Raw genomic sequence first — 22,385 nt, 5'->3', positions numbered from 1 at the left:
ATTATCCATTAATAATTTCCAGCCATTTTCTGGCATTGACAAATGCCTCCAACCATGGTGAAACCTCATCTTTTCTTCCTTCAGGATAATGTGCCCAGTTCCACTGGAAAATAGAGCGTTCTATATGGGGCATTGTTACCAGATGTCGGCCAGAGGTGTCACATAGCATAGCGGTATTAAAATCGCTGCCATTCGGGTTTGCAGGATAACCTTCATAACCGTAATTGGCCACTATATTATAATTTTCCTTGGCCATGGGCAATTTAAATTTTCCTTCACCATGGGATATCCATACCCCTAAATTGGCTCCTTCCAAACTTGAAAGCATAATGGAATTGTTCTTTTGAACAACCACGGAAGTAAATCCGCTTTCGTGTTTATGGGAATCATTAAAGGTCATTTTTCCGTGTTCAGAATGCTCCGGGTTAATCAATTCCAATTCCATAAATAACTGACAACCGTTACAAATACCTATGGATAGTGTATCTGGTCTGGCAAAGAAATTCTTTAATGCCTTATTGGCTTTTTCGTTGTATTTAAAGGCGCCTGCCCAACCTTTGGCACTTCCCAATACATCTGAGTTGGAGAAGCCACCCACCGCGCCAATAAACTGAATATCTTCCAAGGTCTCCCTGCCAGAAATAAGATCGGTCATGTGTACATCCTTTACATCAAAACCGGCCAGGTACATGGCATTGGCCATTTCTCGTTCCGAGTTGCTACCTTTTTCACGTAGGATGGCCGCTTTTGGACGGGAAGTTGTCTTACTTGGTAGTTTGCCATCAAAATGGGCAGGGAATGTATAGGATAAGGGTTGGTTTTTATAATTGCTGTACCTTTCTTGTGCCAGGTTGTTGGCCGTTTGCTTATTATCAAGAAGGTAAGAAGTTTTAAACCAGGTATCCCGAAGGGAATTAATATTCAGTCCCATTTCCATACTGTGATTCTTAATGGTCAGGGTAGCTTTTGTGCTCACCGATCCAATTTTGAAATGTTCAATTCCTGCATTGGTCAATACCTTTTCTACACTGTTGTCCTTAGCCTGAAAAACAATTCCGGCATTTTCCGAAAACAATAATTTAATGGTATCGGATTCACCTATGGCGGTTAAATCCAATGTGGCGCCCAAATCCAGGTCGGCAAAACAAAGTTCCAAAAGTGTGGTGATCAATCCACCAGAAGCAACATCGTGTCCGGCAAGAATTTGTCCGTCTAATATTAAACTTTGTAGCGTATTGAATACGTTCTTAAAATTATCGGTATTGTTTATAGTAGGCGCTTCGTCACCAATGGTATTCAAAATTTGGGCAAAGGAGGATCCACCTAATTTAAAGGAGTCCTGGGATAAATTGATGTAATAAATATCCCCGCCAATTTTTTGTAACACCGGTTCTACTACCTTGTTAATATCGGTACAGTTTCCGGCAGCGGATATGATTACGGTTCCAGGAGCTATCACTTCAGCGTCCTTGTAACGTTGTTTCATGGAAAGGGAGTCTTTTCCAGTAGGGACATTGATTCCTAGGCCGATGGCAAAATCGGAAATGGCCTGCACAGCCTCGTATAGCCTTGCGTCCTCCCCGGGATTTTTACAAGGCCACATCCAGTTGGCTGAAAGCGAAACCGAGTCCAAACCGTCTTTCAAAGGTGCCCAGACTATGTTGGTCAATGCTTCCGCAATACTATTTTTACTTCCAGCAGTGGGGTCTATCAGTCCTGAAATAGGGGAGTGGCCAATAGAGGTTGCAATTCCTTCCTTTCCTTTATAATCCAACGCCATAACGCCACAATTGTTCAAGGGCAACTGCAACGGACCGGCACATTGCTGTTTGGCAACCTTGCCTCCTACACAGCGGTCTACCTTATTGGTAAGCCAATCTTTGGCAGCTACAGCTTCCAATTGCAGCACTTGGTCCAAATAATCATGGAAGTGTTCCAAGGAATATGACGGAGCCGAATATTTTCTTGTTATTGTGGAATCGTTCATTACGGTTTTAGGGGAACTACCGAACATATCGGATAGTTCCATGTCCATCGGACTTTCTCCCGTTGTGGCAGATTTAAAGGTAAAACGGTTGTCTCCAGTAACGTCACCAACCTCATACATGGGCGATCGTTCCCTGTCTGCAATTCGGTGCAGCATGTCGACATCCTTTTTTCCAATGACCAATCCCATACGTTCTTGGGATTCGTTTCCTATGGTTTCTTTTGCCGATAGGGTAGGGTCTCCAATGGGCAGTTTGTCCATATCTATTAATCCCCCTGTATCCTCGACCAATTCGGAGAGACAATTTAAATGTCCGCCCGCACCATGGTCGTGAATGGAAACGATTGGGTTATGGTCGCCTTCTACCATACCTCTTATGGCGTTTGCTGCCCTTTTTTGCATTTCAGGGTTGGAACGCTGAATGGCGTTCAGTTCTATAGTTGCGCCAAATTCTCCGGTATCCGCACTGGATACGGCCGCGCCGCCCATACCAATACGGTAGTTGTCACCACCAAGTATAACGATTTTATCGCCTGTTTTGGGCAGATCCTTTATGGCTTGTTCGGCCTTTCCATAACCAATGCCTCCCGCCTGCATTATTACCTTGTCATAGCCTAATTTCCTAGCCTGGTCCGTTGCAGAATTGTCATTGGCTTCATCGTGCTCAAAAGTAAGTACGGATCCGGCTATTAAAGGTTGCCCAAATTTGTTTCCAAAATCGGATGCTCCGTTAGAGGCCTTTATTAAAATATCCATTGGGGTTTGGTATAACCAATTCCTTTCGGGCATTCCTTTTTCCCAGGGCCTATTTTCCTCCAAGCGGGAATAGGCGGTCATATACACCGCGGTTCCTGCCAAGGGCAAGGAACCTTTTCCTCCTGCCAAACGGTCCCTGATTTCTCCACCGGCCCCTGTGGCTGCACCATTAAAAGGCTCAACTGTGGTTGGGAAGTTATGGGTTTCTGCCTTCAGGGAAATAACCGATTCAAAAGGTTTCTCCTGGTAGAAATCTGGCTTGTCGGCACTTTTTGGGGCAAACTGTACCACTTTTGGCCCTTTAAGAAAGGCCACGTTATCCTTATAGGCGGAAACGATATCCCCAGGATGTTCCTGGGATGTTTTTTTAATAAGCTTAAAAAGCGATGATGGCTTTTCTACTCCGTCGATGACAAAGGTCCCGTTAAAAATTTTATGCCTACAGTGCTCAGAATTTACCTGACTAAAGCCAAATACCTCAGAATCTGTTAGCTTGCGACCAATTTTTTCAGAGACTTGTTCCAGATATGCAACTTCTTCATCGCTAAGTGCCAATCCCTCCTGTTCATTGTATTGGGCAATATCCACTATCTCCAAGATAGGTTCGGGCATTATATCAATCTTAAAAACATCCTGCGAAAGGCCACTATATTTTTGGAAAAGCATTGGGTCATACCCTTTTTCGTCTTGGTCTACTGCGGTAAACTCCTCAATTCTAATAATACCTGAAATCCCCATATTTTGGGTTATCTCCGTGGCATTGGTACTCCATGGGGTAATCATGGCTGCCCTGGGACCAACAAAAAAGGCGTCCAATGACGCCGCGTTCAACTTAGGTTGGTTGCCGAACAACCACATAAGTTTAACGTTATCTTCCTGGGAAAGGTCGTTTTTGGTTTGAACCGCAAATATCTTAGTGCTAAGGTCTCCAAAGAAATGAATCATCTAATATGTAAATTGTATGGTTGAGAAAGCTGCAAATTTACGGTTTTAATGTGTAATTTTTGATTAGAATAGTTAACAGTTTTGGACAACAATTGTTAATTTCTGTAGGTGGTCCTTTTAAGAACCTGCCCTAATCATTATTTTGGTTCTATATGTATCAATACATGTCCAATGTTCGGGATGTCCCTACGGAGCCTATCCTTGAGCTTGTGGGACAGATCGTGCCCTTCTTTTACACTAATTTTGCCGTCTACTTGGGCATGCAGGTCTATATGATATTTTGTGCCCGCCTTTCGGATGAAACATTTTTCGGTTCCCATTATACCATCAACAGTTGTGGAAACATCGCGAATTTCATCTATGAGATCATCATAAAGATGTTCATCCATGATCTCTCCAAGGGCTGGTCTAAAGATTAGATAACCATTGTAAACAATAAAAAATGAGGCAGCCAAAGCAGCCCAATCATCGGCCGTTTCGTATCCCTTGCCAAAGATAAGGGCAATGGAAATCCCTATGAAAGCCATAACGGAGGTAATGGCATCGCTTCTATGGTGCCACGCATCTGCCTTTAAGGAAGAACTATTGGTTTGGATACTTTTTTTTAAAACCACCCTATACGAAATTTCCTTCCAAAGAATAATAGTGCCCAAGACCAACAGGGTCCAGGATTTGGGTGTTTTATGTGGGGTCAAAATGTTCATGATACTTTCATAGGCTATGATCGTTGCCGAGGTAATTAAAAACCCTACTACCAAAAATGTAATGAGGGGTTCAATCTTGCCATGACCATAAGGGTGATTCTCGTCTGCCGGTCTTTTGGCGTATTTAAGTCCAAATAATACCAAAAGGGAAGAAAAAATATCGGTTGTGGATTCAATGGCATCGGCAATCAAAGCGTAGGAATTACCAAAAATACCAGCCAAACCTTTAATTATTGCTAAAAAAATATTTCCAGCAATGCTGAAATAGGTGGTCTTTATGGCGGACTGTTCGTTGTTCATTCTATTCCTAAAATGGATAAAAAATTAAAGGTAAGAAACTTTTGACTGCTTTTTAGGATAGTAAAGCAGAATAGGGATATCTTATTTTAGCGTGCATGTTACTTGAATAGCTCCATTTTTTGCCAAGGGACTTTATTAGTTGAGTAAATTGTATATTAGGAGTAAAATACCTTATAAACAATTAATAGATAAGCACCATGGCTAAGGAATATGTAGATATCGCAACACTAAAATTTTTGTTATACCAAGTGCATGGGGCGGAAACTTTGCTGTCGTCAGAACGGTTTCAGGATTATGACAAGGATTCCCTTGACTTATTTTTAAATGCCATCAAGGAGTTTTCCGACCGTGAATTGTTTCCTTATTTCAAAGAGATGGATGAAGCTCCGGCCATGTATAAAAATGGGACCATAATGGTGCATAAACAGGTAGATGTAATGATGAGGAAGGGGGGTGAAATGGGAATTATTTCCGGTCCTTTTGATTATGGGGAAGGCGGATTGCAGTTGCCTTTTATCATCCATACTGCTTCTGCTTATATACAGGAGGCCGCCAACAATCATTTGCCGGGATATGCTGGATTGACCCAAGGGGCTGCCGAGTTGATAGTTCATTTTGCCAATGAGGATCTTAAGGAAACCTATGTTCCCAAAATGTTATCCGGTGCATGGGGAGGTACCATGTGCCTTACAGAACCCCAGGCGGGTAGTTCCTTATCGGATATCACTACCAAGGCAACTAAAACACAGGAAGGATATTATAGGATATCCGGACAAAAGATATTTATATCGGGCGGGGATCATCAATATGCGGAAAATATAGTCCACCTTTTGTTGGCCAGAATAGAAGGCGCTCCGTCGGGAACAAAGGGTATATCCTTATTTGTGGTGCCCAAACTTAGATTGGATAAAGATGGGAAATTAATAAATAACGATGTATTGACGGTGGCCGATTTTCAGAAAATGGGTCAACGGGGTTATGCCACGACCCATTTGGGATTTGGTGATAAGGACGATTGCCACGGCTGGCTGGTAGGGGAGGCCCATAAGGGGCTTAAATATATGTTCTTAATGATGAATAGTGCCAGAATAAGTGTAGGACGTGGAGGTGCAGCCATAAGTATGGCAGCTTACCAAGCATCCTTGGAGTATGCCAATGAGCGACCCCAAGGACGAAAACTTTCCAATGACGGAAAAAAAGATCCAGATGAAAATCCTTGTCTAATAATAGAACACCCCGATGTAAGGCGCATGTTGTTATTACAAAAATCCATTGCCGAAGGGTCATTAAGTTTGGTGCTGTTGGCAGCCAAGTATTATGATATCATTGCATCCACCAAAAATCCGGATACTAAGGAAAAGTACAGCTTATTGTTGGAAATGGTCATTCCTATTGTAAAAACCTATCCCACAGAAGCAGGAACTTTGTCTGTGAGCAATGGGGTGCAGGTATTGGGCGGATATGGATTTTGTTCCGATTTTATTCTTCAGCAATATTATCGAGATATTAGGATATTTAGTATATACGAGGGTACCACTGGTATTCAGTCCCAGGATTTATTGGGAAGAAAGGTTCCCATGGAAAATGGTGAGGCCCTGGAATTGTTGTTAACGGAAATATTGCATACTCTAGAGGAGGCTATGGAATTTGATGAATTACGTTCTTCGGCCAAAAATTTGGGGGACAAAATTAAATTGACAAGGGAGGTACTGGATTTTCTAATGCCTTTTGCCAAAGAGGGGAACTACGAACGCTATTTGGCCGACGCCAATTTATTTATGGAATATTTAAGTCATGTGGTAATAGGATGGCTATGGTTGGATATTGCTGTACATGCGCAACGAAATTTGCAGCAGGGGGACCCTGCTTATTCCAAAGCCTTTTATGAAAGTAAGATACATACAATGAAGTTTTATTTTAAGTATGAGTTACCAAAGACCAACAGTTTGGCAGAATCGCTGATGCATCCGGACGTACTTACCATAAATACCAAGAAGGAAGTTTTTTAAATATCTTTTTTTTGCTAGACTAGGTAGGGTAATTCTACATTTGGTTGTTCTATATACAAACAGTGCTATTGATAAAATCACAGTTTAAATAAAACAATTAAATTATGAAGAGACTACCATTTTTTAGTTTAGCGATCCTACTTTTTTCTTTTGTTGGATTAAAGGCCCAGGAGGTAGAATCCACCGAACAGGAAAAACTTACTTATTACGAACAAAGAGCCAGGGAGGACGCTCAATTTGAACAATCACATGAACTGGTTGAAGAGGAGGAGGAAGAATTCTGGGAATCACAGCAGGATTATGAAAAACAATTGAAAAAGAGGGATAAAAAGGCTTACAAAGCGTATATGAAAGGCAAGAGGGATGCCTATGCGGAACACCGCAGTCATTGTGACCATCACTGCCACCATAGTGACCATTACCATACCCATGCCAGTTTCTACTATTACCACAACGAGCCTTATCGATATAGAAGCTATTCCAGTGGAACAACTATCCGCACGGGAGTTGGGCTAAGTGCACCCAGTGTTAGAATAGGACTTTAGGAACCAGAACTTAAAAAGAGGCTGTCCATAAACATGGACCGCCTCTTTTATTTAATCATTTTTTATTTTCTAAGCTGTTTTTTTCCAAAAGGGCCATATAGAATCCGTCAAATCCAGTTTTGCAGGCGTAAATATTACTATCCTTGATAAGACTAAAGTCCTTTCCAGCCTCCGAACCTAGGAATTTTTTTACTTGTTGAATATTTTCTTGGGGCAAAATGGAACAAGTGGCATAGACCAATTTCCCTCCTGGTTTAACTATTCTACTGTAATCCTGAAGAATTTGTTGTTGTGTAACCATTATTTTTTCCAAGAAATCGGGTTGCAATTTCCACTTGGCATCGGGGTTTCTCTTTAGGACCCCTAATCCAGTACAGGGCGCATCTATTAGTACCCTATCGGCAGTATCGAATAGTTTTTTAATTACCTTGGTGGAATCTATGGCTCTGGTCTCCACATTATGGGCTCCGTCTCGTTTCGCCCTTCTTTTTAATTCCTTTAGTTTGTTGCCATAAATATCCAGTGCTATCAGCTGACCCTTGTTTTCCATTAGTGCCGCCAAATGAAGTGTTTTACCACCAGCTCCTGCACAGGTGTCTACCACACGTTGACCAGGTTTAACATCCAAAAATGGAGCCACCAATTGGGAAGAGGCATCCTGTACTTCAAACCAACCATTTTTAAAGGCTTCGGTAACAAAAACATTGGAACGCTCCTTTAACCTTAAAGCATCGGGATACCCTTTAATGGATTCCGTTTCAACTCCGGCCTCGTGGAGAACACTGCTTAAATTATCCTTGGTTGTTTTTAAGGTATTTACCCTTAAAATTACTTCTGCCTGTTCATTTAGAGCATGAATTTCCTTGGTCCAAAGGGCCTCGCCCAAAGATTTTGCACAGAGCTCGTCCATCCAATCCGGTACGGATTCCCTATATTTTCTTATTTTGGAGAGTTCGTCAAATTTTCCTTTGATCCTTCTTTCCGGAGTAGGCTCTATTTGTTTCCAGTCCGGTAGCTTAATACCTTTAAGAACGGCCCAAACAGCGAACATTCTAAATAGGTTTTGTCTACTATATGGGGCCTTTACCTCTGCAATCTCTGCATATAAGCGCCTCCAACGTACCATTTCATAGGTGGTTTCTGCAATAAAACCTCTGTCCCGGGCACCCCATCTTTTGTCATATTTTAATACTTTTTCTACTACCTTGTCTGCATATTCACCTTCATTAAATATATAATTCAACGCATCAACAACCGCAAACACTAGATTTCTATGTAATCGCATTTCTAAAAATTAAGATTGCAAAGGTATTGTATTAGAACCTATTCCTCTTATTTTTGGGAAAAATTCTAAGCATGCGCATTTATTTGGTAATTCTCCTTCTGTTTATTTTGGGCTCCTGTTCCGAAATGGAAGAAAATAGGGTGTTCAGTACAGTAAAGATAGAGACCATTTATACCGATTCATTAAGCTTTAGGGCCATCGAAATTATGGACGGTGGCAATATGGCATTTGCTGCCAATAAGGGAGCTTTTGGGTTGGTAGACCTTAGGTCCAACAAGGTAAGGGTAAATACCCAAAGATATGACAGTATACTTCCGGAGTTTAGGGCCGTAGCACAAAATTCAACCGATTTTTTTATGCTTTCCATTGGTAGTCCTGCCTTATTGTACAAAACAGGTGATCAAGGCAATATGGAATTGGTATATAAGGAAGAGGGTGAGAAGGTGTTCTATGATGCCATGACCTTTTGGAACGATCAGGAGGGGATTGCTGTTGGGGACAGTATGGATGGGTGTCTATCCATAATCATTACTAGGGATGGCGGTAATAGTTGGAAAAAAATACCGTGTTCCATTTTGCCAAAGTCCGAAACCGGGGAGGGAGCCTTCGCTGCCAGTAATACCAACATAAAGTTGTTGGGGACCATGGCGTGGATAGCAACTACACATGGAAATGTATATTATACCAACGATAAAGGGGTTACTTGGGAAGTTGTAAAGACCCCAATAAGCAGTGAAAAAACTACTCAAGGTATCTTTTCCGTTGATTTTTATGATGAACACCTTGGCGTTGTTTTTGGCGGGGATTATACCGACCCGGAAATAAATAACGGCAACAAAGCGGTTACTAAGGACGGAGGTAAAACTTGGAAATTGATCGCCGATGGCAAACTACCAAATTTTAGGAGTTGTGTACAGTTTGTACCAAAATCCAAAGGGAATTCCCTGGTTGCTATTGGTTTTGAAGGTATAGCTTATTCCCAAGACACTGGTGAAACTTGGAAACAACTATCCGATGAATCTTTTTATACCCTTAGGTTTATGAACGACACTATTGCGTATGCCGCCGGTAAGGATAGGATTGCAAAACTTATTTTTCGCTGAGAGGTTATAAAAAAGATGATACTTTAATCTTGTTCCTTTGGCTTTGGGCCTGGATGAAAATTACTGGCCTCCCTTTTTCTGTCTATATTGTTTGATAAGCTGACGTTTAAAATCCTCTTCCGAACGCATCAACATAATGGTCTTCTTGGCAGAAATGGTCTTGGATATTTTTTCTATATAAGATTTTTCCAGCTTAAATTTTTCTTCCTCCAACCTTTGCATACGGCCCAAAAGTTCGTCTGCTTTAGTATCAGATAGGGCGTCCAGATTCTTTATCTCGGAACCTATTTCAAAGCGCTCCTCCCTAAACAAATTTTCTCTTTTGGATTGATGTTCGTTATAAATAGGCCAGAAGCTTTGGGCCTCTTTTGGGGTGAGGTTCAACCTTTCTGTAATGAAAGCTATTTTTAGGGACTTTATTTTATCCCAATCCTGCCTTTCCTGTGAGCTTAATGAAAGGGTAGCTGCAAGGAATAGGAGGGTGGCAAGTATATTTATTTTCTTAATCATCATGGTGCATATTTAATTCTTCAAAATCTTCAATATGGGAATCCAAATAATCTATGATATTATCATTGTCCAGTCTACTTTCCAGTATATCATTTAGGTCCATATCCTGTATTGGAAGTATTTCTGCCAAATCATAGGAAGAGAGTTCCAAATCGTTAAATTCAAAATATTGTTCTATGTCGGAATTGGCCAAATCCGAATACGATGGTGTTTTATCGTTATTAATTTGAACCAAAATGAACAACAATACAACAGCAGCTACGGAAGCGGCCGCATAAAGGTGTTTTTTATAAGATTTTAAAGGGATTACCTTGATCTCCTCCGCCTGAATGATTTCCAGTTGACCAGAAAGCCTTGCGTTGAAAGTTTCAAAATAACCTTCCGGAACCTTGAAACCTTCATTTGGAGGCATGGAAAAATCTTCCTTCAATATCTTTTTCATGATATCATTGGAAAGGGTGTCAAAATACCCATCCGGAACCCCAAAGTTTTTATTTTTATTTAATTTATCCATTTCAATAGTTTGACCTTGAACATTATAAAAGGTTTAATTCTCTTTCAAAAAAGCTTCAATCTTTTTTGACGCCAAATGATAGGAGGCTTTTAATCCACCTACGGAGGTCTCTAATATTTCCGAAATTTCTTCATACTTCATCTCCTGAAAATATTTCATATTAAATATTAATTTTTGTTTTTCAGGAAGGGTGGCAATGGCCATTTGTAATTTTAGTTGAATTTCATCGCCTTCAAAATAAACATCAGCCCTTAAATCTTCAACGGCCTTGGTGATCAACTTCTCGTTATTGATCTTTAGTTTTTGTGATTTGGATTTCAAAAATGTCAACGCCTCATTGGTGGCTATCCTATACATCCAAGAGTATAATTTACTATCCCCTTTAAAGCTATCGATATTTCTAAAAACTTTTATAAAGGTATTCTGCAATACATCATCGGTATCATCATGGTTCAAGACAATCCGTCTTATATGCCAATACAAACGTTCCTTGTAGGTGTTTACCAACACCTCAAACGCTTTGGCCTGATGGTCCTTTTGCTTTAATTGTATTACTAAAGTTTCTTCCGCAATCAACATTTTGGACTTAAGTTCCGTTATAGGACTATAAAAATGGCAAAAGGTTTAATTATAGCTTTATTATTTTTTATTAACCTACCGTAAAGGTAAGCAAGTTTAGGTATTGACCTATTTTTTTAGGTTATGGCCTTTTAAAGAAAATTATTTTTATTTTTTGGCTATTTTTGATGTTATTCCTAGCAATAAGGTGTCAATTCTTTGTTAAACAATTATGAAATGAAATTATAAATGGTCTTTAGTGTGCATGAGAGTTGGCACAAACTTTTACTGGACGAGTTTAAAAAACCTTATTTCGAATCCCTTATGGCATTTGTGGGTAGAGAGTATGCCCAGAATACTTGTTACCCAAAGGAGAACAATATTTTTTCTGCTTTTAACCATTGTCACTTGGAAGATACCAAGGTGGTTATTATTGGCCAGGATCCGTATCACGGACCAAATCAGGCCAATGGTCTTTGTTTTTCCGTAAATTCGGGCGTAGCGCACCCACCTTCCCTAGTCAATATATTTAAGGAAATTGCATCCGATTTGGGTACGGCCTATCCGGAAGACGGAAATTTGGAGCGTTGGGCCAACCAAGGCGTACTGTTGTTGAACGCCACCTTAACGGTTCGGGCCAATGAAGCTGGCAGTCATCAGAATAAGGGGTGGGAGCTTTTTACGGATACTGTTATCGAAAAATTATCAATAGAAAAAGAGGGCTTGATATTTCTGTTATGGGGTGGTTTTGCAAAGAAGAAGGCTAAGTTGATCAGCACCAAGAAACATTATATTTTAACATCCGGACATCCGTCCCCTTTAAGTGCCAACAGAGGGTATTGGTTTGGGAACAAACACTTTAGTAAAACGAACAAAATATTAATGGAAAATGGAAGACAAGCAATTAAATGGTAATCCGTAGGGTATTCGAATAGGTATACTATAAATTTACTATGCGGTTATAAAGGAACTGTATGATTCATTTTTTGTTGCTTAAATCCTTCCGATGAAATCACATTTATATTACTTTTTTGTCCAAAATCGAAAATGTACTATTAACTAAATCTATATTTGTACTTTTTTTGAACCTGAATTATAAAACTTACACGAACATTTGTGATATTAAATATTAATAGGTTAATGAATTCTACAAGATTAAAATGGGTATTATTGGTTGACGACGACGGAACAACCAATATGCTGAATAAACTATTTTTAAAAAAACTTATTCCTGACCTGGATATTGATACTGTTACGGATGGTCACAGGGCATTGGATTTTATAGAGGCCAATATTAACGATATAGAACAAGGTAGTTTTTTGTTGATTTTGGATATTGAAATGCCAATAATGAATGGATGGCAATTTTTGGAGGCTTTCGACATACTTTTTAGAAAAGAGGAGAAGGAAAAAATTGTAATAGCCGTATTAACAGCCAATAGTTGTGAAGAGGTGACCTACAGGGCCTTGGCCAATCCCCGTGTTAAGGAATGTCTTCAAAAACCATTATCGGACATCAATTTCAGAAGTATCATCCAAACCTATTTTTACGACTAGGGCGACCTGCAATCGAAAATAATAAAATCTGTTTGTTCCTCTAAGTTGCCTTGTACAATATCTCCATGCTTGGGCTTACCTTTTCAATAAGCTTTAAGTCCTGTAAAGTATTTTGTACCAATTCCAAATTCCTTTTGCTGATATTATTTTGTCCCCATTCCGTTAGGGATAGCCAATGTTTAATATCTTCCAATTGCTGGTTGTAAGTGTTGGCCAAAGTTCGGTCTATGCTGGGGATCCGTTTAAAATCGGAAGTGTATATATTGATGACATCCAATATATGTTGCAAGGTACCTCGATTTTCAGATATAAATTTATCCGTTGCGGCAATAACGAAGCAAGGCCAAGGGGTGGGGCAATCTGTAATTCTTCTAAATACTCCTTGATCAACCAATGGTTTTGTAGTAAATCGCTCCCACATAAAATAATCGGCCTTGCCCTCTGTTAAACTGACCACCGCACCATTTAAATTATCAATTACTTCAAATTTTAATTTTTGGGTGTCCCAACCTTGGTTTTGTGCATTTACATACGCCATAAGATGGCTGCCACTCCCATATCTGCTTATAGCCGCAGTTTTATTTTTTAGATCGGCCAAGGTCTTATAATTACTTTTGGCCGCTACGTGGATGCCCCATAAGAGGGGAGTAGCAATATATTCCTGAACTATTTTTGAAGGATTCCCTTCGCTAATACTTTTTACGATTCCTTCGGTCAAAATTATGGCCAGATCAGTTTCGTTATCTTTTAACAATTGAGCCATTTTACCGGTTCCTTCCGGAATATCTGTCCATTTTAGGTTTATTCCACGGGCTCCGAAAGCGCCTTCTTCTATGGCTAATTGCCAAGGAAAATTAAAGTGTTCGGGAACGCCAACGATATTTACATTCTTCAAATCGATCTATTTTTTTAGGTTCGGAATCCATTTAAGGGTTTTGGTTTTGTTCATGATCTTAACTATTGTTGTATATGGAGCCTTATATGTTGTTTGTAATTAACTAGTTATAATTTTAATTTTTGCACTTTTAGGCTATCTTGCCCAAGGCATATTGGATGAGTTCGTCTATCGCCAAATCCGGTCTTGATGAAAACTGTACATTGGGCCTATTTGCCAATATACAGTTTAAGGAAATAGCTCTGTGGCCCAATAATTTTGCCAAGCCATAAATTCCAGAGGTCTCCATTTCCAAATTGGTAATGCGCTTATTATTGTAATTAAAACTGGCCAGTTTGGCATTCATATTTTCATCTTCCAATTTTAAACGTAAACTTCTACCTTGGGGACCGTAGAAACCGACATTGGTAGCGGTAAATCCCAATTGTATTTTATCCGAAATGAAATGGGCTGCCAAAGTTTTGTCATATTCAACAACATAGGGGCTGGACTTATCTTTCAGCCAATTGGTGTGTTTTATAAATGCTTGCTGAATCTCCTGGTGTTGTATATGGGCACTGTCGTAAAAATGAACAAGACTATCCAAACCAATGGCGTATTCGCTCAACAAAAACGAATCTATGGGAATATCCGGCTGAATGGCACCTGAAGTGCCTATCCTAATAATATCCAATTGGGTTTTGACTTTCTTTATAGTCCTAGTGTCAAAATTTATATTGACCAAGGCATCCAGCTCATTTAGGACGATATCTATATTGTCCGTGCCTATACCTGTTGAAATTACGGATATGCGCTTATTGTTCAGCCATCCGGTATGGGTTAAAAATTCCCGTTTTCCTTTTTTGATGTCTATTTTATCAAAATACCGCGAAACATGCTTAACCCTATCCGGGTCTCCAACGGTAATTATGGTATTTGCTAGGTCTTGTGGAAGTAAATTAAGATGGTATACGCTATGGTCTGCGTTTAGGATTAGCTCTGAAGAACCAATTTTCATTTTATAATTTTAGTATGCGGTTCGTTTCAGAGTTATAAAGGAAATTGTATTTTAAGGCTCCGCCCAAATAAGCGTCATTTTCTTGAATACAAGAATAATAGCTGGTTTTTCCTTCCAGAATTTCCATACCTTTTTTAGAAAGTTTTACGGGATTGAAATTGGTGAAAAGTGGCTTTAACTTGGTTAATACCCGCTCATATTGCGTGTCACCAAATCCATATCGCCCTTGATTTCTCAAGACGGTATTCAATAATTCCAATTTGGTCTTTGGTTTGGCATTGCGCGCTAAACGCAATATATTGTTTTCTACTTCATTGAGTCCGTTTCTAATGGTAGGGAAACGCATCAAGTGGGCTTCTATAGCACCGGAAAGGTGAGAGAATTGAAAACTATCAAAATCTTTGAGGTTTTCCAATCTAATGGGATTGTCGCTACAGTACAACTGCCAAACATAATCGGCGTATTCTATATCGTCCTGCGTTAAAAGTGTACGATTGGTATATAATTTACGAATTTGTTCTCCGGATAATTCTCCTAGCCCCAATATATCCAAGGAATCTTCTTTTCCTTCACTGGATACCAAAGATATTTCGGCATACGGCCTATGGGTCTTTAACCAGCTAATTACCGCCAACATATTTATTTGATCAAAGAGATCGAAATCGAACCAGAGCACAATACGGTCTTCCTGCTTGTGATTACATAGGGTGCGGTATTCTTTTAAAGTCTTATCGATAAACCATGATTTGGAGATCTTATAGTTCTTATTTAAAAACTCGAACCTTGTCTTCCAAAATGATTCGCTGCCAACATTGGTTTCGGTCTTACCTTCACATAACATTTCGCGCCAGGTAATAATATCCCCTTCCAATTTAAGGGTGCTTAATTTGTTGGTGAAAACATCACCGTTTGTTATGTGTAATTGGGAACTCATTGTAATGGTGGTTTAGGTTGTGGCTAATAAATGTAGTGTTTTATCTTAATATCAAAAAATAATTAACAAAAATCTAACCTCCAACGCGTTTTACTTTAAATCCTTTTTCCTGTAATATTTTCATTATTTTATCTCTATAATCTCCTTGAATGATTATAGAATCGTCCTTAAAACTTCCGCCTACACTAAGTTTGGTTTTAAGCTCCTTGGCCAATTTCTTAAAATCTTCGTCAGCGCCGGTATACCCTTCCAAAATGGTTGTTGGTTTTCCCTTTCTTTTTTCATACTTGCATATTATGGGGTCTTCCTGCAACCAAATATCATTGTCGACATCCTTTTTCGGCTCTTCCTCCGTTGGTTTATGATCCGGAAATAGATTCTTCAATTGATCCTTTAAGTCCATCTTACATTTTAAAAATTATGCTAAAATAATATTTCAACGCCAAAATCAAAACCCAACCTTTACCAATTGGGATTTTGGTAAGAATGGGTCATTTTTATCTAGTTGATATTTAATCCATAGGAAAGTCCTCGTCGTCCAATACTTCCTCCATCTGCTTTATATGCCTTTCCGTATGGCCAGACATGAACAGAAGAATTTGATAGGCATCAATGGTCCCAAAGGGAAGTTGTTGGTAACGGTTGCGAAGGTCGTCCTGAGTGTTTTTGACAAATCCAATATGTTCCTTCCTCTTAGTTTTAAATTCTTCCACCGTTTCTTCAAAACTGCCATATTTCCCAGAGGGTTCAAAAGGCTCACCGGTTTTAACTTTGTTGCTCCGGTCTTCTATCATGGCAATTAATCCTTCATCAGTAACTTTTACTTCTGCACGTTTGGAAGGGTCTGGCTCCTGGGCCAAAGTTCCCTGAAGCATTCCAAAAATCAAATTTTCAGATATTGCAATATGCTCTGCACATTCGGCAATGGACCAAGAATCATCCGATACCTTATAATTTAGTTGTTCCTCATTTAGACCCTCCAAGGTGTTTAATAAATGATCATGGGTTCTTGTCAATTCCTTTACGGCAAATTCCCTTTCGGCCTCTGTCAGCGTAGATTCAACTACTCCAAATGCACATAGAGCCAATAATACGATTGGTAAAAAAACTTTTTTCATAGTGTCCAAGTTTTAAATTGTTAATACTAACTATTCATTAAAGGCATAGGCAATAATTAAGCCTGGATTAATTCCAATCTACTTCGTTATTAGGCCTAAGTCGATCAATCTTTCGTGCAAAAACTCGCCAGCAGTAATATCCTCAAATTGTTTTGGATGGTCCTTGTCAATACAATTTTCCAAACAATTTAGAGGCATTTCGCTAATGGGATGCATAAAAAACGGTACGGAATACCTAGAGGTACCCCATAGCTCCTTGGGGGGATTAACCACCTGGTGAATGGTGGATTTTAATTTGTTATTGGTCAATCTGGATAGCATATCCCCAACGTTGATCATCAATTCAGCTGGCTGGGCAATTGCATCTACCCACTCCCCGTTGTGGTTTTTTACTTGCAGGCCCTTTCCTTGGGCCCCCATTAATAGGGTAATTAGATTGATATCTCCATGGGCTGCAGCCCTAACGGCATTTTTTGGTTCTTGTTGAATTGGAGGATAATGAATAGGCCTTAAGATGGAATTTCCATTTTTTATATAATTGTCAAAATAGGTTTCCTCCAGGTTTAAATGTAGGGCTAGGGCACGCAATACAAATTTTGCCGTTTTTTCCAACATTTTATAGGTTTCCTTGCCAGTGGCATTAAAATTATCCAACTCTTGTACCTCCACATTGGCAGGATATTCCTTTTCCAATTTTGGATTATTTTCCACATATTGGCCAAAATGCCAGAATTCCTTTAAATCGCCTTCCTTTTTTCCCTTGGCATGTTCTTTACCAAAAGAAGTATAACCCCTTTGTCCCCCAATCCCAGGAATTTCATATTTATCCTTGACCTCTTGTGGCAGGTTAAAAAATTTTTTGATTTCAGAATAAAGATCCTCCACCAATTTTTCGGACAAAAAATGACCACTTAATGCTACGAATCCAATATTCTCGAAGGCACTTCCTATCTCTCGTATGAATTTTTCTTTTCTTGTTTTGTCGTTGGATATAAAATCTTCAAGATTTACACTTGGTATTGCACTCATCATTATTATTTTTAATAAAATCAAAGTTAATAAATATGGGCAATCTTCTTGGAATATTATTCGACTTTGTTTTTCCGTTTTGTTACATTTATAAATTATTTAAGCCGATAAGGATAAAAACATAACATGGAGTATAAAGGAGATAGTGTTGATAAGGCAATGCAATTGAAACTTTATCAACGGATGCTAAAACCGCGCTTGATAGAAGAGAAAATGTTGATTCTTCTACGTCAAGGGAAAATATCCAAATGGTTTAGTGGTATAGGTCAAGAGGCAATATCGGTAGGGGTCACCAGCGCTTTAAAGCCTGATGAATACATCCTGCCCATGCACCGAAATCTGGGTGTTTTTACAAGCAGGAATATACCATTGTACCGACTGTTCTCCCAATGGCAGGGGAAAGGCAACGGCTTTACCAATGGCAGGGACAGAAGTTTTCACTTTGGCACCCAAGAATATAAAATTGTTGGAATGATTTCCCATTTAGGTCCCCAATTGGGGGTGGCCGATGGGATAGCTCTGGCAGACCTCCTAAAGCGGAATAAGAAGGTAACTGCGGTTTTTACGGGAGAGGGGGGCACTAGTGAGGGCGATTTTCATGAGGCCTTAAATATTGCAGCGGTATGGAATTTACCAGTTTTGTTTTGTATAGAAAACAACGGCTATGGTTTGTCTACCCCGACGAACGAACAATACAAATGCGAAAATTTGGCCGATAAGGGAATAGGTTATGGAATGGAATCGCATATTTTGGAGGGCAACAATATCTTGGAAGTGTATGCACAGGTCGATTTTATTTGCCAGAGTATGCGGAAAAATCCTAGGCCTGTTTTGTTGGAATTTAAAACCTTTAGAATGCGAGGTCATGAGGAGGCCAGTGGTACCAAATATGTCCCACAGCAATTGTTGGACACTTGGGAGGAAAAGGACCCTATTGTTAATTTTGAAAACTTTCTTTTGGAAGAAAAAATTCTATCACCTAATTTGATAGAAACGTTTAAAAATGAAATATACGCTGAAATAGACTACGATCTAAAAAAGGCGTTTGCCGAAAAGGAGATTGATGTTGATGAAACCAAGGAATTAAAGGATGTATATAAAGATTTTGATTATCAGTCAATTAACCATAATTCCATAACTAAAAATATTAGGTTGATAGATGCGGTTTCCCAGGGATTAAAACAGTCTATGGAGAGACACGGGAACTTGGTGGTGATGGGGCAGGATATTGCAGATTATGGTGGTGTATTTAAGATTACCGAGGGTTTTGTGGAGGCCTTTGGGAAGGATAGGGTCAGAAATACCCCAATATGCGAATCGGCAGTGGTTTCCGCTGCAATGGGCCTTTCCATTAACGGTGTAAAATCGGTAGTGGAAATGCAATTTGCCGACTTTGTAAGTACTGGATTTAATCCTGTGGTAAACTATTTGGCCAAGGTTCATTACCGATGGGGCGAGCATGCAGATGTTGTGATAAGGATGCCTTGCGGTGCAGGGATGGGTGCCGGACCTTTTCATTCCCAGACCAATGAGGCTTGGTTTACCAAGACTCCGGGTTTAAAAGTGGTCTATCCGGCCTTTCCTTATGATGCAAAGGGCCTTTTGGCCACTTCCATTAATGATCCCAATCCGGTATTGTTTTTTGAACATAAAGGACTCTACAGAAATATCTATCAAGACGTACCCGAGGATTATTACACCTTACCTTTTGGCCAGGCTTCCTTATTGAGGGAGGGCGAGGATATAACAGTGGTTTCCTATGGTTTGGGGGTACATTGGGCCTTGGAAGCACTAAATGACAATCCGGATATAAAGGCCGATTTAATTGACCTGCGGACATTGCAGCCCATGGATATGGATGCAATTTATAAGTCTGTAAAAAAAACTGGAAAACTTATTATCTTACAGGAGGATAGTTTGTTTGGGGGAGTGGCCAGTGACATTTCGGCCTTGGTGATGGAAAATTGTTTTGAGTATTTGGATGCACCCGTAAAACGTGTTGCCAGTTTGGATACTCCCATTCCTTTTGCTAAAAATCTGGAACATAATTATTTGCCCAAAGATAGATTCGTAAAGGAGCTTATAAATTTGTTGACCTATTAGGAATCTCCCAAAATTTAAAAAGGATTAATATGCAGATGATTACAGCAGAAGAAAAACTTAAAGAGCGTATTAAAGAGCTTACTTGTTTATATGAAGTGACCTCTATTATCGTGAATTGCGACTATGACCAAGTGGAAGATGCCCTAAAGGGAATTCTGCATTGTTTGCAGAAGGCTTGGCTGTTTAGTGAGGCTGCCCAAGTAAAACTCATATCGGACCAGTACAACATTGTTACGCCGGATTTCCCGGATAATCCCGTTTCGTTGGAGTCCAATGTCATGGTATTTAATAAAAAGGTGGGAGAAATACACGTAGCCTATCCCAGGCCAAAATTTAGCGAAGATGATTTTTTGAAGGAAGAAGAGAAATTGCTAATCAACGTGTGCTTGGAGGTCGGCAATCTTTTGGAAAGAAAACAGATCAAGGACAATGAGATAATTATAAAGCGTAAAATGGAAAGGGCCGACCGCTTGGGTATTTTGGGTGAAATTACTGCAGGAATCGCCCATGAACTAAATACCCCTTTGGCCAATATACTTGGATTTGCCGAATTATTGAAAACTAGGATAACCCAAGATACCCAAGCCTCCAAGGATGTTGATAAAATTATTAACAGCGCCATATTTTCCAGGGAAGTGGTTAAAAAGCTTATGTTCTTCGCCTGTGAAATGCCCCAACAAATGTCCTTGGTAAATATAGGTCCCATAATTGTCAATGCTATTAATTTAATGGAACCCAGTTTTAAGAAAAAGAAAATTGTACACAAGCTCAACATAAGTGCCGAACCTATTCTTCTTAGGGTAGATACGATTCAGTTGACACAGGTAATTTTTAATCTGGTGCTCAATGCCATATATTTTTCTCCGGTAAAAGGGGAGATTAAGATCGATGTAGAGGAAACTAAAAATATGGTAGAGATAACCATAACCGATGAAGGACCAGGTATAGATCGTAAAATTAGCGATAAGATCTTTGAGCCGTTTTACAGTACCAAACCGGTTGGTGAGGGTTCTGGATTAGGTTTAAGTGTTGTACATGGTATTGTAAAAAGTCACAAAGGGGCCATTAAGTATAAATCCAACAAACCTAAAGGGGCTATCTTTACCGTTGATTTCCCGAAAATTTGAATTTATGGGCTTTAATAAAGAGAACGTATTGATCGTAGATGACGATGTAAATATATTGGAACTGATCCATAGGCATCTTCAATCCTTTAATTATCACACCTACAAAGCCGTATCTGTAAAGGAGGCCTTGGTGATTTTAAAGGATTCCAAAATAGACCTTTTAATTACAGATCTTAAAATGCCGGATGTGGATGGATTGCAGTTGGTCAAATACGTTTCCGAACATTATCCCAAATTGCCAAAGTTGGTGGTTACCGGATATCCTTCCGTAGATGACGCCATGAGTGTCATAAAATCAGGAGCCATGGACTATTTGGTCAAACCTTTTACCAAGGAGGAATTAAAGCAGGCTGTACTAAAATCCTTCACGGGCAATTCTCTTGGGAAGGTAGCTGCCACGGGTTCATCGATATCCAAAAATAATAATGCTGATACTTATGGGGAACTCATTGGTAGTTCCGAGGCCATAAAAAAAGTGACCGATATTATAGATAGGGTTAAGGACAATAAGGCAACAGTACTGATAAACGGGGAAAGTGGCACTGGAAAGGAATTGGTTGCCCGATCTGTTCATTATATGGGAAAATTTTCCAGGGCTCCGTTTGTTGCGGTGAACTGTGGGGCCATTCCTGAAAGCTTGTTGGAAGCCGAGCTTTTTGGTTATGCAAAGGGAGCTTTTACAGGAGCCAATGAAAATCGTAACGGTTTTTTTCAGGCTGCGGATAAAGGGACCCTATTTTTGGATGAAATAGGCAACGCATCCCTCTCCGTACAGTCCAAATTGCTGAGGGCATTGCAGGAAAAGGAAGTGATGAAGGTAGGATCTCAAAAAATTGAAAAAATAGACATCCGGGTCATTGCGGCCACTAATAGCAATTTATATTCCCAAGTACAAAAAAAATTGTTCCGGGAAGACCTTTATTATAGGTTAACCGTTGTGGAGATCAATGTTCCTTCCCTTCGGGAGCGCAAAGAAGACATTCCCTTGCTGGTGGACAAATTTCTTTTAAAATACGGTGTAGAGTATAAAGATAGGTTGGTCACCATTACACCAGAGGCCTTGGAACTTTTGATGCGGTATTCATGGCCAGGGAACATTAGGGAATTGGAAAACGTAATCCAGAGGGCTGTAATAATGTGCGATAAAAGAATTGAAATCGACAATTTGCCTGACAATTTGAAATTTAAGATAGATTTTCCCGAAGACAACCTTTTACCATTAAGGGAAGTTGAAAAAAAATACATATTGAAAGTTTTGGAGGCTACCGACAATAACAAATCCAAGGCGGCAGAAATTTTGCAGATCGATCGCAAAACACTGCGTCAAAAAATTCAATAATCCCCATGTTCCAGATGGGTAATTCCTACCCATCTGGGGAAAAAATCCCAAATATATAATAGGCTAAATA

20 protein-coding genes are annotated in these 22,385 nt (G+C 39.6%); 8 read left to right on the top strand and 12 right to left on the bottom strand.

Annotated features, from left to right (window positions below; all coding sequences use genetic code 11):
• Position 1 precedes the first annotated feature (1 nt).
• Together purL and B9Y87_RS08660 are read right to left on the bottom strand one after the other, a co-directional pair.
• Positions 2-3,688, bottom strand: a complete 3,687-nt coding sequence (purL, locus tag B9Y87_RS08665; RefSeq protein ID WP_085498125.1) for a phosphoribosylformylglycinamidine synthase — start codon at positions 3,686-3,688, stop codon at positions 2-4.
• A 137-nt stretch (positions 3,689-3,825) separates the two neighbouring features.
• On the bottom strand, positions 3,826-4,692 hold the full coding sequence (locus tag B9Y87_RS08660; protein ID WP_085498123.1) for a cation diffusion facilitator family transporter: 867 nt from the start codon (positions 4,690-4,692) through the stop codon (positions 3,826-3,828).
• A gap of 197 nt (positions 4,693-4,889) precedes the next feature.
• Here B9Y87_RS08660 and B9Y87_RS08655 point away from each other — a divergent pair, with 197 nt between their 5' ends.
• Positions 4,890-6,701, top strand: a complete 1,812-nt coding sequence (locus B9Y87_RS08655) for an acyl-CoA dehydrogenase family protein (RefSeq protein ID WP_085498120.1) — start codon at positions 4,890-4,892, stop codon at positions 6,699-6,701.
• A gap of 104 nt (positions 6,702-6,805) precedes the next feature.
• Positions 6,806-7,246, top strand: a complete 441-nt coding sequence (locus B9Y87_RS08650) for a hypothetical protein (RefSeq protein WP_085498119.1) — start codon at positions 6,806-6,808, stop codon at positions 7,244-7,246.
• A 55-nt stretch (positions 7,247-7,301) separates the two neighbouring features.
• Here the strand turns inward: B9Y87_RS08650 and B9Y87_RS08645 are convergent, their stop codons facing one another.
• Positions 7,302-8,531, bottom strand: coding sequence for an RsmB/NOP family class I SAM-dependent RNA methyltransferase (locus tag B9Y87_RS08645; RefSeq protein WP_085498117.1), 1,230 nt, complete (start codon positions 8,529-8,531; stop codon positions 7,302-7,304).
• Between the two features lie 71 nt (positions 8,532-8,602).
• Between B9Y87_RS08645 and B9Y87_RS08640 the strand changes: the two genes are divergently transcribed.
• On the top strand, positions 8,603-9,634 hold the full coding sequence (locus tag B9Y87_RS08640) for a WD40/YVTN/BNR-like repeat-containing protein (RefSeq protein ID WP_085498115.1): 1,032 nt from the start codon (positions 8,603-8,605) through the stop codon (positions 9,632-9,634).
• 60 nt (positions 9,635-9,694) lie between these two features.
• Here the strand turns inward: B9Y87_RS08640 and B9Y87_RS08635 are convergent, their stop codons facing one another.
• The 3 genes from B9Y87_RS08635 to B9Y87_RS08625 are packed head-to-tail and all read right to left on the bottom strand — an operon-like array spanning position 9,695 to position 11,234.
• Positions 9,695-10,147 (bottom strand): hypothetical protein, encoded by a 453-nt coding sequence (locus B9Y87_RS08635; RefSeq protein WP_139827192.1) that lies wholly within the window; start codon positions 10,145-10,147, stop codon positions 9,695-9,697.
• Positions 10,137-10,658: a hypothetical protein gene (locus B9Y87_RS08630; protein ID WP_085498111.1), complete on the bottom strand. Its 522-nt coding sequence runs from the start codon at positions 10,656-10,658 to the stop codon at positions 10,137-10,139. The genes B9Y87_RS08635 and B9Y87_RS08630 overlap by 11 nt, the downstream gene beginning before the upstream one ends.
• A 33-nt stretch (positions 10,659-10,691) precedes the next feature.
• On the bottom strand, positions 10,692-11,234 hold the full coding sequence (locus B9Y87_RS08625; protein WP_085498487.1) for an RNA polymerase sigma factor: 543 nt from the start codon (positions 11,232-11,234) through the stop codon (positions 10,692-10,694).
• A gap of 231 nt (positions 11,235-11,465) precedes the next feature.
• Between B9Y87_RS08625 and B9Y87_RS08620 the strand changes: the two genes are divergently transcribed.
• Together B9Y87_RS08620 and B9Y87_RS08615 are read left to right on the top strand one after the other, a co-directional pair.
• On the top strand, positions 11,466-12,131 hold the full coding sequence (locus B9Y87_RS08620) for a uracil-DNA glycosylase (RefSeq protein WP_085498109.1): 666 nt from the start codon (positions 11,466-11,468) through the stop codon (positions 12,129-12,131).
• A gap of 225 nt (positions 12,132-12,356) precedes the next feature.
• Positions 12,357-12,773 (top strand): response regulator, encoded by a 417-nt coding sequence (locus B9Y87_RS08615; RefSeq protein ID WP_085498107.1) that lies wholly within the window; start codon positions 12,357-12,359, stop codon positions 12,771-12,773.
• A 40-nt stretch (positions 12,774-12,813) separates the two neighbouring features.
• Here B9Y87_RS08615 and B9Y87_RS08610 read toward each other — a convergent pair whose 3' ends face one another.
• The 6 genes from B9Y87_RS08610 to B9Y87_RS08585 form a co-directional block, all read right to left on the bottom strand.
• Entirely contained in the window at positions 12,814-13,668 is an 855-nt protein-coding gene (locus B9Y87_RS08610; RefSeq protein ID WP_085498105.1) for a substrate-binding domain-containing protein, read from the bottom strand.
• Positions 13,669-13,798: 130 nt separating this feature from the next.
• Positions 13,799-14,665, bottom strand: coding sequence for a nucleoside phosphorylase (locus tag B9Y87_RS08605; RefSeq protein WP_085498103.1), 867 nt, complete (start codon positions 14,663-14,665; stop codon positions 13,799-13,801).
• 1 nt (position 14,666) lies between these two features.
• Complete coding sequence (locus B9Y87_RS08600; RefSeq protein WP_085498102.1) at positions 14,667-15,599, bottom strand: DUF1835 domain-containing protein; 933 nt, start codon at positions 15,597-15,599, stop codon at positions 14,667-14,669.
• A 73-nt stretch (positions 15,600-15,672) separates the two neighbouring features.
• On the bottom strand, positions 15,673-16,002 hold the full coding sequence (locus B9Y87_RS08595; protein ID WP_085498100.1) for a translation initiation factor: 330 nt from the start codon (positions 16,000-16,002) through the stop codon (positions 15,673-15,675).
• Positions 16,003-16,111: 109 nt separating this feature from the next.
• Entirely contained in the window at positions 16,112-16,717 is a 606-nt protein-coding gene (locus tag B9Y87_RS08590) for a DinB family protein (RefSeq protein WP_085498099.1), read from the bottom strand.
• A gap of 78 nt (positions 16,718-16,795) precedes the next feature.
• The gene (locus B9Y87_RS08585; protein WP_085498097.1) at positions 16,796-17,746 is read right to left on the bottom strand and encodes an isopenicillin N synthase family dioxygenase; all 951 of its coding nucleotides are present in this window, start codon (positions 17,744-17,746) and stop codon (positions 16,796-16,798) included.
• 126 nt (positions 17,747-17,872) lie between these two features.
• On the opposite strand from B9Y87_RS08585, the gene B9Y87_RS08580 reads away from it, so the two are divergent.
• Genes B9Y87_RS08580 through B9Y87_RS08570 form a run of 3 tightly spaced genes read left to right on the top strand, consistent with a single transcriptional unit; the run spans position 17,873 to position 22,315 of the window.
• Positions 17,873-19,849 carry an alpha-ketoacid dehydrogenase subunit alpha/beta gene (locus B9Y87_RS08580; RefSeq protein WP_085498095.1) on the top strand — a complete coding sequence of 659 codons (1,977 nt, stop codon included), beginning with the start codon at positions 17,873-17,875 and terminating at the stop codon, positions 19,847-19,849.
• Positions 19,850-19,878: 29 nt separating this feature from the next.
• Positions 19,879-20,976, top strand: a complete 1,098-nt coding sequence (locus tag B9Y87_RS08575; RefSeq protein WP_317045125.1) for a sensor histidine kinase — start codon at positions 19,879-19,881, stop codon at positions 20,974-20,976.
• 4 nt (positions 20,977-20,980) lie between these two features.
• A complete protein-coding gene (locus B9Y87_RS08570) occupies positions 20,981-22,315 on the top strand; it encodes a sigma-54-dependent transcriptional regulator (protein WP_085498091.1) in 1,335 nt (444 codons plus the stop codon).
• Positions 22,316-22,385: the final 70 nt, after the last annotated feature.

The sequence above is a fragment of the Arenibacter troitsensis genome, assembly GCF_900177645.1.
Taxonomy (GTDB): Bacteria; Bacteroidota; Bacteroidia; order Flavobacteriales; family Flavobacteriaceae; genus Arenibacter; species Arenibacter troitsensis.
The sequence above is the reverse complement of the archived record's forward strand: the minus strand, read 5'-3'. Positions and strand labels throughout refer to the sequence as shown.

Excerpts from the sequence above, each read along its gene's own strand:
- B9Y87_RS08655 (WP_085498120.1), top strand. The coding sequence starts at position 4,890 with ATGGCTAAGGAATATGTAGATATCGCAACACTAAAATTTTTGTTATAC.
- B9Y87_RS08570 (WP_085498091.1), top strand. The coding sequence starts at position 20,981 with ATGGGCTTTAATAAAGAGAACGTATTGATCGTAGATGACGATGTAAAT.
- B9Y87_RS08605 (WP_085498103.1), bottom strand. The coding sequence starts at position 14,665 with ATGAAAATTGGTTCTTCAGAGCTAATCCTAAACGCAGACCATAGCGTA.
- B9Y87_RS08635 (WP_139827192.1), bottom strand. The coding sequence starts at position 10,147 with ATGATGATTAAGAAAATAAATATACTTGCCACCCTCCTATTCCTTGCA.
- B9Y87_RS08615 (WP_085498107.1), top strand. The coding sequence starts at position 12,357 with ATGAATTCTACAAGATTAAAATGGGTATTATTGGTTGACGACGACGGA.
- B9Y87_RS08660 (WP_085498123.1), bottom strand. The coding sequence starts at position 4,692 with ATGAACAACGAACAGTCCGCCATAAAGACCACCTATTTCAGCATTGCT.
- B9Y87_RS08620 (WP_085498109.1), top strand. The coding sequence starts at position 11,466 with ATGGTCTTTAGTGTGCATGAGAGTTGGCACAAACTTTTACTGGACGAG.
- B9Y87_RS08590 (WP_085498099.1), bottom strand. The coding sequence starts at position 16,717 with ATGAAAAAAGTTTTTTTACCAATCGTATTATTGGCTCTATGTGCATTT.
- B9Y87_RS08580 (WP_085498095.1), top strand. The coding sequence starts at position 17,873 with ATGGAGTATAAAGGAGATAGTGTTGATAAGGCAATGCAATTGAAACTT.
- B9Y87_RS08640 (WP_085498115.1), top strand. The coding sequence starts at position 8,603 with ATGCGCATTTATTTGGTAATTCTCCTTCTGTTTATTTTGGGCTCCTGT.
- B9Y87_RS08630 (WP_085498111.1), bottom strand. The coding sequence starts at position 10,658 with ATGGATAAATTAAATAAAAATAAAAACTTTGGGGTTCCGGATGGGTAT.
- B9Y87_RS08600 (WP_085498102.1), bottom strand. The coding sequence starts at position 15,599 with ATGAGTTCCCAATTACACATAACAAACGGTGATGTTTTCACCAACAAA.
- B9Y87_RS08650 (WP_085498119.1), top strand. The coding sequence starts at position 6,806 with ATGAAGAGACTACCATTTTTTAGTTTAGCGATCCTACTTTTTTCTTTT.
- B9Y87_RS08575 (WP_317045125.1), top strand. The coding sequence starts at position 19,879 with ATGCAGATGATTACAGCAGAAGAAAAACTTAAAGAGCGTATTAAAGAG.
- B9Y87_RS08585 (WP_085498097.1), bottom strand. The coding sequence starts at position 17,746 with ATGAGTGCAATACCAAGTGTAAATCTTGAAGATTTTATATCCAACGAC.
- B9Y87_RS08595 (WP_085498100.1), bottom strand. The coding sequence starts at position 16,002 with ATGGACTTAAAGGATCAATTGAAGAATCTATTTCCGGATCATAAACCA.
- purL (WP_085498125.1), bottom strand. The coding sequence starts at position 3,688 with ATGATTCATTTCTTTGGAGACCTTAGCACTAAGATATTTGCGGTTCAA.
- B9Y87_RS08645 (WP_085498117.1), bottom strand. The coding sequence starts at position 8,531 with ATGCGATTACATAGAAATCTAGTGTTTGCGGTTGTTGATGCGTTGAAT.